The organism is Rivibacter subsaxonicus, assembly GCF_004217215.1.
Taxonomy (GTDB): Bacteria; Pseudomonadota; Gammaproteobacteria; order Burkholderiales; family Burkholderiaceae_C; genus Rivibacter; species Rivibacter subsaxonicus.
Window position 1 is genome coordinate 428620 of the sequence record NZ_SHKP01000007.1, and the last position, 15082, is coordinate 443701.

At 69.2% G+C, this 15082-nt stretch carries 18 protein-coding genes; 13 read left to right on the plus strand and 5 right to left on the minus strand.

What is annotated here, in order from left to right:
- Positions 1 to 10: 10 nt before the first annotated feature.
- Positions 11 to 868: an AAA family ATPase gene (locus EV670_RS15300; RefSeq protein WP_130433623.1), complete on the minus strand. Its 858-nt coding sequence runs from the start codon at positions 866 to 868 to the stop codon at positions 11 to 13.
- Positions 869 to 1076: 208 nt separating this feature from the next.
- On the opposite strand from EV670_RS15300, the gene EV670_RS15305 reads away from it, so the two are divergent.
- Positions 1077 to 1754, plus strand: a complete 678-nt coding sequence (locus tag EV670_RS15305) for a c-type cytochrome (protein WP_130433625.1) — start codon at positions 1077 to 1079, stop codon at positions 1752 to 1754.
- Between the two features lie 113 nt (positions 1755 to 1867).
- Positions 1868 to 3448 carry an ABC transporter substrate-binding protein gene (locus EV670_RS15310; RefSeq protein WP_130433627.1) on the plus strand — a complete coding sequence of 527 codons (1581 nt, stop codon included), beginning with the start codon at positions 1868 to 1870 and terminating at the stop codon, positions 3446 to 3448.
- Positions 3449 to 3589: 141 nt separating this feature from the next.
- Here EV670_RS15310 and EV670_RS15315 read toward each other — a convergent pair whose 3' ends face one another.
- Entirely contained in the window at positions 3590 to 4021 is a 432-nt protein-coding gene (locus tag EV670_RS15315; RefSeq protein ID WP_130433629.1) for a DUF1841 family protein, read from the minus strand.
- 43 nt (positions 4022 to 4064) lie between these two features.
- On the opposite strand from EV670_RS15315, the gene EV670_RS15320 reads away from it, so the two are divergent.
- A complete protein-coding gene (locus tag EV670_RS15320) occupies positions 4065 to 4640 on the plus strand; it encodes a malonic semialdehyde reductase (protein ID WP_130433630.1) in 576 nt (191 codons plus the stop codon).
- An 11-nt stretch (positions 4641 to 4651) separates the two neighbouring features.
- Here the strand turns inward: EV670_RS15320 and EV670_RS15325 are convergent, their stop codons facing one another.
- Complete coding sequence (locus EV670_RS15325; protein ID WP_130433632.1) at positions 4652 to 5290, minus strand: trimeric intracellular cation channel family protein; 639 nt, start codon at positions 5288 to 5290, stop codon at positions 4652 to 4654.
- A gap of 19 nt (positions 5291 to 5309) precedes the next feature.
- Between EV670_RS15325 and EV670_RS15330 the strand changes: the two genes are divergently transcribed.
- The 6 genes from EV670_RS15330 to EV670_RS15355 all read left to right on the plus strand — a co-directional run bounded on the left by EV670_RS15330 (position 5310) and on the right by EV670_RS15355 (position 11647).
- A complete protein-coding gene (locus EV670_RS15330; protein ID WP_130433634.1) occupies positions 5310 to 6068 on the plus strand; it encodes a sulfite exporter TauE/SafE family protein in 759 nt (252 codons plus the stop codon).
- Between the two features lie 120 nt (positions 6069 to 6188).
- Entirely contained in the window at positions 6189 to 6920 is a 732-nt protein-coding gene (locus EV670_RS15335; protein ID WP_130433636.1) for a GntR family transcriptional regulator, read from the plus strand.
- Positions 6917 to 8248, plus strand: coding sequence for a malonyl-CoA decarboxylase domain-containing protein (locus tag EV670_RS15340; protein ID WP_242616992.1), 1332 nt, complete (start codon positions 6917 to 6919; stop codon positions 8246 to 8248). Before EV670_RS15335 ends, EV670_RS15340 begins: the two co-directional genes overlap by 4 nt.
- Before the next feature lie 63 nt (positions 8249 to 8311).
- Positions 8312 to 9310 carry a Bug family tripartite tricarboxylate transporter substrate binding protein gene (locus EV670_RS15345; RefSeq protein WP_130433638.1) on the plus strand — a complete coding sequence of 333 codons (999 nt, stop codon included), beginning with the start codon at positions 8312 to 8314 and terminating at the stop codon, positions 9308 to 9310.
- A gap of 7 nt (positions 9311 to 9317) precedes the next feature.
- Positions 9318 to 10109 carry an enoyl-CoA hydratase/isomerase family protein gene (locus EV670_RS15350; RefSeq protein WP_242616993.1) on the plus strand — a complete coding sequence of 264 codons (792 nt, stop codon included), beginning with the start codon at positions 9318 to 9320 and terminating at the stop codon, positions 10107 to 10109.
- Positions 10106 to 11647 (plus strand): malonate--CoA ligase, encoded by a 1542-nt coding sequence (locus EV670_RS15355; protein WP_130433642.1) that lies wholly within the window; start codon positions 10106 to 10108, stop codon positions 11645 to 11647. The genes EV670_RS15350 and EV670_RS15355 overlap by 4 nt, the downstream gene beginning before the upstream one ends.
- Here EV670_RS15355 and EV670_RS15360 read toward each other — a convergent pair.
- A complete protein-coding gene (locus EV670_RS15360; RefSeq protein WP_130433644.1) occupies positions 11637 to 12077 on the minus strand; it encodes a TM2 domain-containing protein in 441 nt (146 codons plus the stop codon). The genes EV670_RS15355 and EV670_RS15360 overlap by 11 nt on opposite strands.
- A gap of 5 nt (positions 12078 to 12082) precedes the next feature.
- Positions 12083 to 12640, minus strand: coding sequence for a GNAT family N-acetyltransferase (locus EV670_RS15365; protein WP_130433646.1), 558 nt, complete (start codon positions 12638 to 12640; stop codon positions 12083 to 12085).
- 201 nt (positions 12641 to 12841) lie between these two features.
- Between EV670_RS15365 and rpsP the strand changes: the two genes are divergently transcribed.
- The 4 genes from rpsP to rplS all read left to right on the plus strand — a co-directional run bounded on the left by rpsP (position 12842) and on the right by rplS (position 15021).
- Positions 12842 to 13102 carry a 30S ribosomal protein S16 gene (rpsP, locus tag EV670_RS15370; RefSeq protein WP_130433648.1) on the plus strand — a complete coding sequence of 87 codons (261 nt, stop codon included), beginning with the start codon at positions 12842 to 12844 and terminating at the stop codon, positions 13100 to 13102.
- A gap of 14 nt (positions 13103 to 13116) precedes the next feature.
- Positions 13117 to 13713 (plus strand): ribosome maturation factor RimM, encoded by a 597-nt coding sequence (rimM, locus tag EV670_RS15375; RefSeq protein ID WP_423213585.1) that lies wholly within the window; start codon positions 13117 to 13119, stop codon positions 13711 to 13713.
- Positions 13714 to 13740: 27 nt separating this feature from the next.
- Entirely contained in the window at positions 13741 to 14532 is a 792-nt protein-coding gene (gene trmD, locus EV670_RS15380) for a tRNA (guanosine(37)-N1)-methyltransferase TrmD (protein WP_130433650.1), read from the plus strand.
- A 135-nt stretch (positions 14533 to 14667) separates the two neighbouring features.
- Positions 14668 to 15021 carry a 50S ribosomal protein L19 gene (gene rplS / locus EV670_RS15385; RefSeq protein WP_130433652.1) on the plus strand — a complete coding sequence of 118 codons (354 nt, stop codon included), beginning with the start codon at positions 14668 to 14670 and terminating at the stop codon, positions 15019 to 15021.
- Positions 15022 to 15082 lie beyond the last annotated feature (61 nt).

The window sequence follows — 15082 nt, forward strand, 5'->3', positions numbered from 1 at the left end:
GAAGTGCTTCCTAGCGGTTGTGGCGCTGCATGAACACGAGCTTCTCGAACAGCGTCAGGTCCTGCTCGTTCTTCAGCAGCGCACCGACCATCGGCGGGATCTGCACCTTGTCCTCGCCGGCCGCGGCCAGCGCGCTGGCCGGAATGTCCTCGGCCAGCAGCAGGCGCAGCCAGTCGATCAGCTCCGAGGTGCTCGGCTTCTTCTTCAGGCCGGGCAGGCTGCGGATGTCATAGAAGCTCTTCAGCGCCGCGCCGAGCAGGTTGCTCTTGAGATCGGGGAAATGCACCGCGACGATCTTCTTCATCGTCTCGGCGTCGGGGAACTTGATGTAGTGGAAGAAGCAGCGGCGCAGGAAGGCGTCCGGCAGTTCCTTCTCGTTGTTGGAGGTGATGAAGACCAACGGCCGATGCCGGGCCTTGACCAGCTCGCGCGTCTCGTAGACGTAGAACTCCATGCGGTCGAGTTCGCGCAGCAGGTCGTTGGGAAACTCGATGTCGGCCTTGTCGATCTCGTCGATCAGCAGCGCCACCGGTTGCTCGGCGGTGAAGGCCTGCCACAGCGTGCCCTTGACGATGTAGTTGCGGATGTCGCGCACCTTGCCGGCGCTCTCGGCGTCGGCGAGCTGGCTGTCGCGCAGGCGACTCACCGCGTCGTACTCGTAGAGGCCCTGCTGGGCCTTGGTGGTGCTCTTGATATGCCATTGCAGCAGCGGCAGCTTGAGCGCGGCGGCCACTTCCTCGGCCAGCATCGTCTTGCCGGTGCCGGGCTCGCCCTTGACCAGAAGAGGCCTCCGCAGCGTGATCGCGGCATTGACCGCGAGCATCAGGTCATCGGTGGCAACGTACTGCTCGGTACCTTGAAACTTCATGGTGCAAAGGCTGCTAGAGGGCTCGCGGGCGGGCCGGCCGCGGGGCTGGTAGACACCGCCTCGGACGGGGTCGGGCCAGTATAGGGCGGCCCGTATAATCGCTCGCTGACCTTCAGGCCCGCGCTGCGCCACGTCGCCGCGCGTGGCGCCCATAGCCGCCGATTCGCCTTTTCGCGTCCGGCGGTTTTCACTGACCGCCGCGTTGAACATGAACCTCCCGATCTCCGCGAAGACCCTGCTGGCCGTGCTCGCCGGCGCCCTGATGGCAAGCGCTGCCCTCGCCCAGGACAAGGCCGTCAGCGGCGACGCTGCCAAGGGCCACAAGAAGGCCGCGATGTGCATCGGCTGCCACGGGATCGAGGGCTACCAGGCCAGTTTCCCCGAGGTCCACAAGGTGCCGATGATCGCCGGCCAGAACGCCAAGTACATCGTGGCTGCGCTCGCCGCCTACCAGAAGGGCGAACGGCGCCACCCGACGATGCGCAGCATCGCCGCGCCGCTGACCGAGCAGGACATGGCCGACCTCGCCGCCTACTACGAGACGCAGGGCGGCCCGCGCGCCGAACTGCCCAAGGAGCCGGCGCTGCAGCCCGATGCCAAGGTGGCCGAGCTGCTGAAGAAGGGCGTCTGTGCCTCGTGCCACGGTGCCAACTTCAGCACCCCGATCGACGCGAGCTACCCCAAGCTCTCGGGCCAGCATGGCGACTACCTCTACGTGGCGCTGAAGAGCTACCAGGTCGAGAAGAACCCGAAGGTCGGCCGTGCCCATCCGGTGATGCGCGCCCAGGCGGCGCCCTTCACGCATGCCGAGCTCAAGGCCATGAGCAAGTACCTCGAGTCGCTGCCCGGCGACCTGAAGACGGTACCGCAGTCGAAGTTCCACTGAGATGAAGCGGCGGCCCGGCCGCCCGCTCACCCGCAGACAGCCGCAGCGATCCTGCGGCTGTCGTGTTTTTGCGAGCTGCCTACACTGCCGACGATGCAGAAACGGGAGTTCTCATGAGATCCGGATCGATTCGCTTCCTCGCCGCCGCGCTGCTGACCGCCGCGCTGCCGCTGTCGGCACAGACCCTGCGCTGGTCCTCGCAGGGCGACCTGCAGACGTTGGACCCGCATTCGCTGAACGAGTCGCTGACCAACGCACTCAACGGCCAGGTCTACGAGAGCCTGGTCAACCGCGGCAAGCAGCTCGAGATCGTGCCGGTGCTGGCCACCGAGTGGCAGCAGACCGCGCCCACCGTCTGGCGCCTCAAGCTGCGGCCCAACGTCAAGTTCCACGACGGCGCGCCGTTCAGCGCCGACGACGTCGTGTTCTCTGTTCAGCGCGCCGCGGCCGGTAGCTCGGACATCAAGGTCTATGCGACGGCGCTCGGCGAGGTGCGCAAGATCGATGCCTTGACGGTCGAGTTCAGGCTGGCACAGGTCAATCCGATCTTCCTGCAGCACCTGACGACGATCCAGATCATGAGCAAGGCCTGGAGCGAGAAGCATGGCGTGGCGCGTCCGCTGGACTTCAAGGCCAAGGAGGAGAGTCACGCCTCGCTCAACGCCAACGGTACCGGGCCGTTCACGCTGGCCGCGCGCCAGCCCGACGTGAAGACGGTCTACAAGCGCAACCCGGCCTGGTGGGGCAGCTTCGAGGGCAACCTGCAGGAGGTCGTCTTTTCACCGATCAAGAGCGATGCCACGCGGGTCGCGGCGCTGATCTCGGGCGAGATCGACCTCGTGCTCGACCCGGCGCCGCAGGACATGCCGCGCCTGCGCAACACGGCTGGCGTGAAGGTGGTCGACGGCCCCGAGAACCGCCTCCTCTTCATCGGCATGGACCAGAGCCGCGACAAGCTGCTGTTCGGTCGGGTCGACGGCGACCGCAACCCCTTCAAGGACCCGCGCGTGCGCAAGGCGCTCTACCAGGCGATCGACATCGACACCATCAGGACCAAGCTGATGCGCGGCCAGAGCCTGCCGACCGGCGGCCTGACGCCCTCGCCGCTAGGCGCCTTCAACGACCCCGAGCTCGAACGACGCCTGCTGCCCTACGACGTGGCGGCGGCGAAGAAGCTGATGCAGGAGGCCGGCTTCGGCAACGGCTTCGAGGTCACGCTCGATTGCCCCAACAACCGCTACATCAACGACGAGGAGATCTGCCTCGCGCTGGCGGCGATGTGGGCCCAGCTGAACGTCAAGCTCAAGGTCAACGCGATGCCGCGCAGCACCTACTTCCCGAAGGTGCAGAAGTTCGACACCTCGCTCTACCTGCTCGGCTGGGGCGGCTCGATCACCGATGCCGAGACCGTAATGACGCCGGTCTACCGCAGCCGCGGCGAGGGCGGCATCGGCTCGTGGAACTTCGGCGGCGTCAGCAACGCGAAGTTCGACGAACTGGCCGCGGCATCGAGCCGCGAGCCCGACCCGAAGAAGCGCGAGGCGCTGATCAAGGCCGCGCTTGGCGAGTACCGGCAGCAGGCGCACGTCATCCCGCTGCACCGCCAGGTGATCCCCTGGGGCATGCGCAGCAACGTCAGCGTGGTGCACCGGGCCGACAACTGGCTCGAGTGGCAGTGGGTCTCGGTGAAGTGACCACCCCGAAGCGGCCTGCGGCCGCCTCCCCTCAAGGAGCGACGCGAGCGGCCCGGCAGAGCCGGTTCCGCCGCGTCTGCTGGCTAGGCTGAAGCGGGCGCAGTCGGGCGCGACTTCAATCGCCGTCGATGCGAATCGCGCTCAACGGGTCGCCCGACGCCGGATGCAATCGATATAGGCCTCGCCGTCGGGCGGCAGGCCGCTGCGCTGCGAGGACCAGATCATCTCGCCCAGGCACTCCATCGCCTCGTGCTGCGCCTCGTGCAGCGAGCCGCGCCGTGCGGCGAGCAGCGCCACCGCTTGCTTGATGCCGCGCGGCTGGTCGATCTGCACCTGCTCGCTGATCGACAGGTGCATCGCCAGGTGCAGGAAGGGGTTGCTGCGGCCTTCCTCGACCGTGTAGCTGGCGGCGACCGCGGCGTCGGCATTGGCCAGTTCGGCGTGGTACTCGGGATGCTGGTCGATCCAGTCGGCGGCCAGCGCCTCGAGCGGCGCCAGCAGTTCGGCGGCACGCTGCTTGCGGCGGACCTCGCAGAAGAATCGCCGTACGTCGTGCTGGCTCGGGGTGAACATCGGACAATTGTCGCGTCATCCCTCAGATCGCGGGCTCCTCCTCATGCAAGTCAGTACCGAACGACTCTTCACCGAGGCCCGCAGCCACAACGGCTGGCTCGACCGGCCGGTGCCCGACGCGCTGCTGCGCGAGCTCTACGAACTTCTTCGTTGGGGGCCGACCTCGGCCAACTGCTCGCCGCTGCGTGTGCTGTTCGTGCGCAGCGCCGAGGCCAAGGCGAAGCTGGTGCCGCTGATGGCACCGGGCAACCGCGAGAAGACCGCAGGCGCCCCGGTCGTCGCGATCCTCGGCATGGACCTGGGCTTCCCCGACACGCTGCCGAAACTGTTTCCGCACACCGATGCGCGCTCGTGGTTCGCCGGCGACGAGGCCAAAATTGCCGAGACGGCGTTTCGCAACGGCAGCCTGCAGGGCGGCTACCTCATTCTTGCGGCGCGTGCGCTCGGGCTCGATTGCGGGCCGATGAGCGGCTTCGACGCCAAGGCGGTCGACGCCGCGTTCTGGGGCGGCACGCAGGTCAAGACGAACTTCGTCTGCGGCCTTGGCCATGGCGATCCGGCCAAGCTCTTCGGCCGCAGCCCGCGACTCTCCTTCGACGAAGCGTGCCGGGTGCTGTAGTCGGTTGCTCGCTAGTCGGTGGTCTGCCAGGCTGGCAGCCGCCAGTCGTAGCGCACCGCCAGCAGGCGCAGGCCGACGGTGAGGGCCGTCGCCGCCAGCAGCGCCGTGGCCTGGGCCAGCCCGAGCGCCTCGGCGACCACGGCCGCCCAGCCGCCGGCAAAGGCGCAGATCGCGTAGGGCCGGTGGTCGCTGAAGGCGGCCGGGATCTCGTTGACCACGATGTCGCGCAACACGCCTCCGAAGACCGCGGTCACGACGCCCATCAGCACCGCGATCAGCGCCGGCAACCCACCCTCGAGCGCGAGTTGGGTGCCGGTGGCGGCGAACAGGCCGAGGCCGAGCGCGTCGGGCCACAGCATCGCGCGCTCGGTCGGCTTGAAATGCCGGCCGCGCATCCACAGCATCGCGCCGATCGCGAGCAGGAACACGCCGACCACGTAGTGCCAGTGCGCGACCCAGAAGAAGGGTCGGCGGTCGAGCAGCACGTCGCGCAGCGTGCCGCCGCCGAAGGCGGTGACGCCGGCGACCACCACCACGCCGACCGCGTCGAGCCGCTTGCGCGCGGCCACCAGCACGCCGGAGAGCGCAAAGGCGGCGGTGGCCGCCGCCTCGACAACGATCTGCGCCGTTGCCAGTCCGGGAATCTGCATCTATGTGCTCGCTGATCCGATGATGCTGCCGATCATCACCGATCCCGCCTTCTACGCGGTGGCCGTGCCGGCGGTGCTGCTGATGGGCCTGAGCAAGAGCGGCTTCGGCGCCGGCTTCGGCGCGCTCGCGGTGCCGCTGATGGCGCTGGCGGTGCCGGTGCCGCAGGCGGCGGCGATCATGCTGCCGCTGCTGGCGGTGATGGACCTGACCGGCCTGCAATCGCTGGCCCGCCATGCCGACCGTTCGTTGCTGTGGCTGCTGGTGCCGGCCGGACTGCTCGGCACCCTGGTCGGCACCGCCAGCTTCGGGCTGCTGCCGGCGCACACCGTGGCCGGCGTGGTCGGGCTGCTGACGCTGGCCTTCCTGGCCCAGCGCAAGCTTTTCCCGCCGCGCGCCGACGCCCACCAGCCGCCGCGCTGGGCTGGCGGCCTGCTCGGCGTGGCCGCCGGCTTCACCAGCTTCGTGGCCCACGCCGGCGGCCCGCCGATCATGGCCTACGTGCTGCCGATGCGGCTGGCGCCGCTGCGCTTTGCCGGCACCTGCGCGGTGTTCTTTGCCGTGATCAACGCCTCCAAGTGGATTCCCTATGCGGCGCTCGGCCTGATCGATGCGCGCAACCTGGCAACTTCCCTCGTGCTGATGCCGCTGGCGCCGCTTGGCGTCTGGGTCGGCGTGCGACTGGCCAGGCGCGTCTCGGCGCTCTGGTTCTACCGCCTGGTCGAGGCGGGAATGCTGGCGACGGGGCTGAAGCTGGTCTGGGACGGTTGGGCCGGCTGAGTCGCAGCCATGTCCCTTGGATGTGGGGTCGTTCGAAACTTCCCGAGTTCGTGATCTTGTAATTACAGAATTTCCTAACTACGCTAGGAACATTCCGCTTCGGAGTTGCCTGGAACTGTCATGAGCGACCTCAGCGATCTCGGCCCCCTGGTTCGTCCCGCCTCGTTGCACGAGTCGGTTGCCGCCCGGCTGCGTGCGCTGATCTTCGATCGAGGTCTCGCGCCCGGCACGCTGATCGACGAGCTGGCGCTGGCGCACGAGTGGGGCATCAGCCGCACGCCGCTGCGCGAGGCGCTCAAGGTGCTGGCCTCCGAGGGCCTGGTGCAGCCGCAGCCGCGCCGCGGCTGTGTGGTTGCCGAGATCAGCGAGGACGACGCGCGCCAGCTGTTTCCGGTGATGGCGCTGCTCGAGGGGCGCTGTGCCTTCGAGGCGGCGCGCAACGCGAGCGACGCCGAACTGGTCGAGCTCGAGGGCCTGCACGCGCAACTCGAGCACCACGCGGCGATCGGCGACACCGACGGCTACTACCGCGCCAACCACCTGTTCCACACCCGGGTGCAGGCGCTGGCGCACAACCCCTGGCTGTCTCGCGCGACCGACCAGCTGCGCGTCTTCATGCGCCTGCTGCGCGGCCGCCAGCTGAACCTGCCGGGGCGCATGGATGTCTCGATCGGCGAGCACCGCGCGCTGATCGCGGCGCTGCTCGCGCGCGACGCCAAGGCGGCCCAGCGCGAGATGCATGACCACCTGATGGCGCAACTCGAGGCGCTGGAGGCGCTGCGCGCCACCGAGGCGATGGGGCATGCGCCGAAGGTAGTGCGCAAGGCTGTGAAGCCGAGGAGCCGTCGATGATGTTCAAGCTGGCGACCGACACCCCTTCACCCGAGCGCGGCGCCGCGTTCGGCCTGTTCGCGCGCCGCCCGGGTGGCAGCGGTTCGCGCGCGGTGGCGCGCGTGATCGACGGCTGCCGCCGGCTGCTGTCCGAGCGCGGCGAAGCCAACAGCCAGGCCATCGCGGCCGAGCTGATGCCGCGCCTGGTCGCACTCGACGAAGACGCGCTGCGGCGCTTCTTCCAGCACCTGGCGCAGGACTTCGGCCCCGATCCGCAAGGCGTGCTGCTCGCGGCACAGCGCTTCGCCGAGCAGCCCGATGCCGAGCGCCTGATCGCGCTGACCGCGGTGTCGGAGCCGCCGCGCCAGGAGCTGCTGCGTCGCCTCAACCGTGCTCCCGGTGGCACCGCCGGCATCCTGCGGCTGCGCCGCGCACTGCTCGATGCCTTGAAGAGCGAGCCGGGACTGGCGGCGGTCGAGGCCGATTTCCTGCACCTGCTGTCGAGCTGGTTCAACCCTGGCTTCCTGCAGATGCAGCCGATCGACTGGCGCTCGAGCGCGGCCCTGCTCGAACGCCTGATCGAGCACGAGGCGGTGCACGAGATCCAGGGCTGGGGCGACCTGCGCCGGCGCCTGCAGCCCGACCGCCGCTGCTTCGCGTTCTTTCACCCGCAACTGCCCGGCGAGCCGCTGATCTTCGTGGAAGTGGCGCTGCTGCCCGAGATGCCGGCGGCGATCGCGCCGCTGATCGATCCGGCCTCGATCCCGCGGACGGCGCGCGAGTTCAGGGTCGCGACCTTCTACTCGATCAGCAACTGCGAACCCGGGCTCAAGGGCGTGTCGCTCGGCAACTTCCTGATCAAGCGCGTGGCCGAGCATCTGCAGCGCGAACTGCCGCAGTTGCATACCTACTGCACGCTGTCGCCCATTCCCGGCTTCGCGGCGTGGCTGCAACGCGCAGACGCCGTCGCGCCGCCGCGGCTGGCGGCGCCCATGGCCGCGGCGCGCGAGCTGCTCGCGCAGGCGGGCGGAGCTGCCGCGCTCGGCCGGAGCCTCGAGCCCGAGCGCTGCCCGGCACCGCTGCGCGAGGCGATCGAGCTGCTTGCCACGATCTACCTCGCGCACGAGTCGCCGACGGCGCGCGGCGACGCGGTCGCCAAGTTCCATCTCGGCAACGGCGCCCGGCTCGAGCGGCTGAACTGGGCGGCCGACCTGGGCCGCAAGGGACTCAGGCAAGCGCTCGGGCTGATGGTCAACTACCTCTACGATCTGCGCCACGTGGAGGAGCAGCACGAGCGCTTCGTGCATGGCGAGGTGAGCGCCTCGCGGCGCATCCGGCGCGCGCCCTGATTTCCCCCGCCGCGCGGCCCACGAGGCGCGCGCGGCTTACGACAACAAAGACAGGAGACAAGCATGACCGTGATTCCGTTCCTCTGTCGCGCCGTCGCGCGCGGTGCCGTCGCGGCGGTAGCCCTGCTCGCGGCCTTCGGCGCTGCGGCGCAGGGCGCCGCCGGCTGGCCGACCAAGCCGGTGACCATCGTCGTGCCGTTCCCGGCCGGCGGTGGCACCGACGCCTTCGCGCGGCCGCTCTCGGCTCAGCTCACCAAGCAGCTCGGCAAGCAGGTGATCATCGACAACAAGGGCGGCGCCGGCGGCACGCTCGGTGCCGGTATCGCCGCCAAGGCCGCGCCCGACGGCTACACCTGGTTCATGGGCGCGGTTCATCACGCGATCGCGCCCTCGATGTATCCCAAGCTCGACTACAACCTGCAGACCGACTTCATCCCGGTGGCGCTGATCTCCAGCGTGCCGCAGGTGATCGTGGTCAATCCGGGCAAGGTCAAGGTGAACACGCTGCCCGAACTGGTGGCGCTGCTCAAGGCCAACCCCGGCAAGCTCAACTACGCCTCGGCCGGCAACGGCACCTCGCATCATCTGGCGGGCGAGCTGTTCAAGCAGCAGACCAACACCTTCATCACGCACATTCCCTACCGAGGCGCCGGGCCGGCGCTGCAGGACCTGATCGCCGGCCAGGTCGACCTGATGTTCGACGGGCTCGGTTCCTCGGCCACTCACATCCGCAGCGGCCGCATCAAGCCGATCGCGGTGGCCGCGCCCAAGCGTGCGCCCGGCTTCGGCGAGATCCCGACCAGCGCCGAGGGCGGCGTGCCGAGTTACGTGGTCGCGACCTGGTACGGGCTGTGGGCGCCGAAGGGAACGCCCAAGGAGATCGTCGACCGCATGAACGCCGAGCTGGCCAAGGCCTTTGCCTCCGACGAGATCAAGAACGGCTGGAACAGCATCGGCTCCGACATCCCGACGCTTACCGGCCCAGCCTTCGGCGCCTTCGTCGATGCCGAGACCAAGCGCTGGGCCGAGGTGGTCAAGGCCTCGGGTGCGAAGCTGGAGTGAGGCGAGCGTGGACGGCGAGATCCGCTTCGTTCGCGACGAGCGCGACCGGCGCATCGGCCGACTCACGCTGTCACACCCGGGCAAGCTCAATGCGATCTCGGTGTCGATGTGGGGCGCGCTGCGCACGCTGGCCGAAGGCTTCGATGCGGTCGGCGCGCCGCCCCTGGCGGCGATCGTCATCGCCGGCGAGGGCGACAACTTCGCTGCCGGCGCCGACATCGAGGAGTTCCCCGCCTTTCGCTTCGACGAGCGCACGCTGCGCGCCTATCACGAAGGCGTGATCGCGCCGGCGCTGCAGGCGCTGCTCGCCACCGAGGTGCCGCTGGTGGCGCAGATCGACGGGGCCTGCGTTGGTGGCGGGCTCGAGATCGCGTGTTGCTGCGACATCCGCATCGCCGCGCGCACGGCCCGCTTCGGCGCGCCGATCGCGAAGCTGGGCTTCCCGATGGCGCCCGACGAACTGGCGGTGGTGCTGGCCGCCGCCGGCCGCGACAGCGCGGCCGAGCTGCTGCTCGAGGCCGGCCTGATCGATGCGGCCACTGCGCTGCAACGCGGCCTCGTGCACCGGCTGGCCGATGATCCGGCCGCCGAGGCCTGGGCCTCGGCGCAACGCATCGCCGCGCTGCCGCTGGAAGTGGCGCGCGCCAACAAGCGCACCCTGCGCCAGTTGCGGCCGAGCCCCTCGACCGCCAACGCGCGGCGCGGGCATTTCGACTATGCGGACGCGGAGTTCCACCGCGAAGGCATTCGCGCCTTCCTCGAACGCCGTGCACCGCGCTTCGACGACACCGACGCATGACAAACCACAACCTCTACGCCGCGCTGCGCGCGGGCTTTCCGGCCGAGCTCGACAGCGCCGCGATCGAGACCGAGACCGGCCTCGTCTACAGCTGGCGCGACATCGAGCAAGGCAGCGCGATGCTCGCGAACCTGCTCGCCTCGCTCGAGATCGAGCCGGGTTCGCGCGTTGCCGCGCACACCGACAAGTCGGTCGAGGCCTTGCTGCTCTACCTGGCCTGCCTGCGCGCCGGTTTCGTCTACCTGCCGCTGAACAACGCCTACCAGTCGAGCGAACTGGACTACTTCATCGGCAATGCCGAACCGGCCGTGGTCGTGTGCAGCGGGCGCAACTTCGGCTGGCTGTCGAAGCTCGCGTTCCAGCGCGGCGTGCGGCATGTGTTCACGCTCGACGACGACCGCAGCGGCAGCCTGCTCGAGCGGGCCTCGCACTTCGGGCAGCAGCACGAGGTGGTGTCGCGCGCCGCCGACGATCTGGCCGCGATCCTCTACACCAGCGGCACCACCGGCCGCAGCAAGGGCGCGATGCTGAGCCACGGCAACCTGCTCAGCAACGCCCGCACGCTGCACGCGTACTGGGACTGGCGCGCCGACGACGTGCTGATCCACGCGCTGCCGATCTTCCATGTCCACGGACTGTTCGTCGCCAGCCATGGCGCGCTGCTGGCCGGCGCGAAGATGCTGTGGCTGTCGAAGTTCGAGCCGAAGGCGGTCATTGAGCGCCTGCCGCGCGCGACCGTGTTCATGGGCGTGCCCACGCTCTACGTGCGGCTGCTGCAGGAGGCCGGCCTGACGCGCGAGCTTTGCGCACGCATGCGCCTGTTCGTCTCGGGCTCGGCGCCGCTGCTGATCGAGACCTTCCGCGACTGGCAGCGGCGCACCGGCCATGTGATCCTGGAGCGCTACGGCATGAGCGAGACGGTGATGCTGAGCTCCAACCCCTGCCGGGCCGAGGACGGCGAGCGTGTCGGCGGCACCGTCGGCCCGGCGCTGCCCGGCATCGGCATCCGCATCGTCGACGACCGCGATGCCGCGTTGCCCGCGGGCGAGACCGGCCCGGTGCAGGTCAGCGGGCCGAACGTGTTCGGCGGCTACTGGCGCATGCCCGAAAAGACCGCCGAGGAGTTCGTCGCCGACGCCGCGGGGCGGCGCTGGTTCCGCACCGGCGACGTCGGCCGGCTCGACGAGCGGGGCTACCTGAGCATCGTCGGCCGCAGCAAGGACCTGATCATCACCGGCGGCTACAACGTCTACCCGGCCGAGATCGAGGGCATGCTCAACGAGTTGCCCGGGGTGGCCGAGTCCGCGGTGATCGGCGTGCCCCATGCCGATTTCGGCGAGGCGGTGGTCGCGGTGGTCGTCGCCAAGGCCGGGGCGCAGCCCGATGAAGCTGCCCTGGTGGCCACGCTCAAGAGCCGGATCGCCGGCTACAAGGTGCCCAAGCGCGTGCTGGTGGCGAGCGACCTGCCGCGCAACGCGATGGGCAAGGTGCAGAAGAACCTGCTGCGCGAGCAGCACAAGGCGCTCTTCACTGGCTGAGCTTGCGCGCTTCCTCGACCTGCGTTTCGAAGTAGCGCTGGCCCGAGTAGGCGATGGTCGCAATGAGCACGACCGCGCCGACCATCAGTGCGCCGATGACGCCAATCACCGCGCCCCAGCCGCTGCTCGACGGTCGTCGGTGCGGGTTGAAGCGCGCGTTCCACTTTTCGTCCGGCATCAGCCCGTAGACGATCGCGGTCAGCATGGTGCCGGCCAGCATCAGGCCGAGGATCGGCACCAGCACCCACGACAGGCGATCATCCTGGCCGAACTCGAGCATCCGGCGCACGCCGTAAAGGCCGACCAGGGTCGGCCAGGGGTGCAGCCAGCCGGCCCAGTCGCGCAGCCCGTGCAGATAGAAGCGATGCAGCCCGAAGCTGCCGCCAAGGAAGGCGAGCCAGGTGGCGATGGTCTTGGACTTGGGTCGCATCGGGATCACCCCGGCGCCGACGCGTCGCCCGGGCCGAGCGCGCGCTGCATCAGCACCACGTCGAGCCAGCGCTCGAACTTCCAGCCGGCGGCGCGCAGCGTGCCGACCTCGGTGAAGCCCTGGGCGCGATGCAGTCCGATCGAGGCCGCGTTGGCGCTGTCGCCGATCACCGCCAGCATCTGGCGCGCGCCGCGCGCGGTGCACTGCGCCACCAGTTCGGCCAGCAGCAGGCGGCCGAGGCCCTGGCCCTGCGCCTGCGGCGCCAGGTAGATCGAGTCCTCCAGCGCGAAGCGGTAGGCCAGGCGCGGCCGGAAGTGGTTGGCGTAGGCATAGCCCAGCACCTCGCCGTCACGCTCGGCCACCAGCCAGGGCAGGTCCTTGGCCAGCACGTCGTCGCGCCGCCGTGCCATCTCATCGCGCGGCGGGCCTTCGAGCTCGAAGGTGCCGGTGCCGTGCTCGGCATTCCAGGCGTAGATCGCGGTGATCGCGTCCAGGTCTTCGGCGTGGCTGGCGCGAACGAGCAGGCGCGGCGCGTTGCCGGCGCGGGGGGCATGGTCGGACATCGGCAGTGAGTTTATAATGCTGGGTTCTGGTGCCGGTCCGGCGCCGAGGCAGCGCCGCTGGGGTGCTCCGCGGTCAAGGGCGTATCTACGGCGGCCGGGAATCCTTCAGTCGAAGCCACCAGCGGCTTCGGCCCTCGATCAGCAGGCCCGAGTGTCTCCGGGAGCGCTTGATCACCGACACAGACAGTTCAAGGAAACATCATGGTCGTGATCCGACTCGCCCGCGGCGGCTCCAAGAAGCGCCCGTTCTACAACATCGTCGTCACCAACTCGCGCAACCGTCGCGATGGTCGCTTCCTCGAGCGCGTGGGTTTCTACAACCCGGTCGCTTCGGGCAAGGAAGAATCGCTGCGCGTCGCCTTCGACCGCGTCGAGCACTGGACCGCCACCGGCGCCCAGCTCTCGCCGACCGTCGACCGCCTGGTCAAGGAAGCCAAGGCCAAGGTCGTTCCGGCGGCCTGAAGCCCTCCGGCATCGTGAGCATCGACTCGACCACCGACCGGGCCGCCTGGCCCGAGGACGCGGTCGAGGTCGGTCGCATCCAGGGTGCCTGGGGCATCAAGGGTGGCATCAAGGTGCTGCCCTTCTCGGGGCAGCCCGAGGCGCTGCTGGCGAGTTCGAACTGGTTCCTGAAGGCGCCCGAGGACAAACCGCGTCCCGCCGGCAGCCCGGCGTTGCCCGCCATGCTGAGCGTGGCCAGCGCGCGCGACCAAGGCGAGTTGATCGTCGCGACGGTGAGCGAAGTCACCGATCGCAACGTGGCGGAGTCGCTGCGCGGGGCGCGCATCTTTGTCTCGCGCAGCAGCTTTCCGGCGGCCGCCGAGGGCGAGTATTACTGGATCGACCTGATCGGCCTGGCGGTTCTCAACCGTGCCGGCGAGGCGCTGGGTGCGGTAGAGAGCCTGATCGATACCGGCCCGCACAGCGTGCTGCGTGTGTTGCAGGCGACCGGCACCGAGCCGGAACCGGTCGAGCGGCTGATTCCCTTCGTCGCTGCCTATGTCGACCAGGTCGACCTGCCGGGTCGGCGCATCGTCGTCGACTGGGCGCTCGACTGGGGCCTCGACGACTAGTCGAGCCAGCCGCTTCGCGTGCCTGTCATGCGCTTCGACGTCCTGACCCTGTTCCCCGAACTGTTCGCGCCGTTCCAGGCCAGCGGCGTGACCCGGCGTGCCTTCGAGCCCGGCGGCAGCGTGGCGCTGCAACTCTGGCAGCTGCGCGACTACGCCGACGATGCCTATCGTCGCGTCGATGATCGCGCCTACGGCGGCGGCCCCGGCATGGTGATGCTGGTCGAGCCGCTGGAGCGCGCGCTGGCCGCGGTGCGCGCGTCGCAACTCGCCGAAGGCGCGGCTCGCACGCCGCTGATCCTGTTCAGCCCGGCCGGCAAGCCGCTGACCCAAGGGCGCGTTCGCGAACTGGCCGGCGGGCCCGGCGCGGTGCTGCTGTGCGGCCGCTACGAAGGCATCGACCAGCGTTTCGTGGACGCGCATGTCGACGAGGAACTCAGCCTCGGCGATTTCGTGCTCTCGGGTGGCGAAATTCCGGCGCTGGCGCTGATCGACGCGGTCGCCCGGCTCCAACCCGGCGTGCTCAACGACGCCGCCTCGCACGAGCAGGACAGCTTCTCGGCCGACCATGGCCTGCTCGACTGCCCCCACTACAGCCGCCCGGAGCGGCTCGGCGACAGCGCCGTGCCGGCGGTTCTGCTCTCGGGCCACCACGCGCAGATCGCGCGCTGGCGCCGCGAGCGCCAACTCGAGCTGACGCTGCGGCGCCGGCCGGAACTGATCACCGCCGCGCGTGCCGCCGGCCGCCTTTCGGTGCACGACGAGCGCTTCCTGGCCGGGTTGGTGGCCGCCGTGGCCCCGCAAGTCCGGACTGGGCTATAATCACGGGCTTACCCCGATCCTCTGTTCGGCGGCTCCATTGAACGCCAATGAAGCCAGTCCAACCGGCAGCCTCCAGGCCAGCCAACCGGACCACCACAAGCCAGTGGGCGCGCACATGATCTACATGGAGTTTTTATGGACCTGATCCGCCAACTCGAACAAGAAGAGATTGTTCGACTGAACAAGACGATCCCCGAGTTCGCCCCCGGCGACACCGTGATCGTCAGCGTCAACGTCGTCGAAGGCACCCGCAAGCGCGTGCAGGCCTACGAAGGCGTCGTGATCGCCAAGCGCAACCGCGGCCTGAACAGCTCGTTCATCGTGCGCAAGATCTCCAGCGGCGAAGGCGTCGAGCGCACCTTCCAGCTCTACAGCCCGCTGATCTCGTCGATCGAAGTCAAGCGCCGCGGCGACGTCCGCCGCGCCAAGCTGTACTACCTGCGCCAGCGCAGCGGCAAGTCGGCACGCATCAAGGAAAAGCTCTCCTGAGCCATGCGCTCCTGAGCTGGAAAAGGCCGCCTTCGGGCGGCCTTTTCATTTGCGGTCGCGA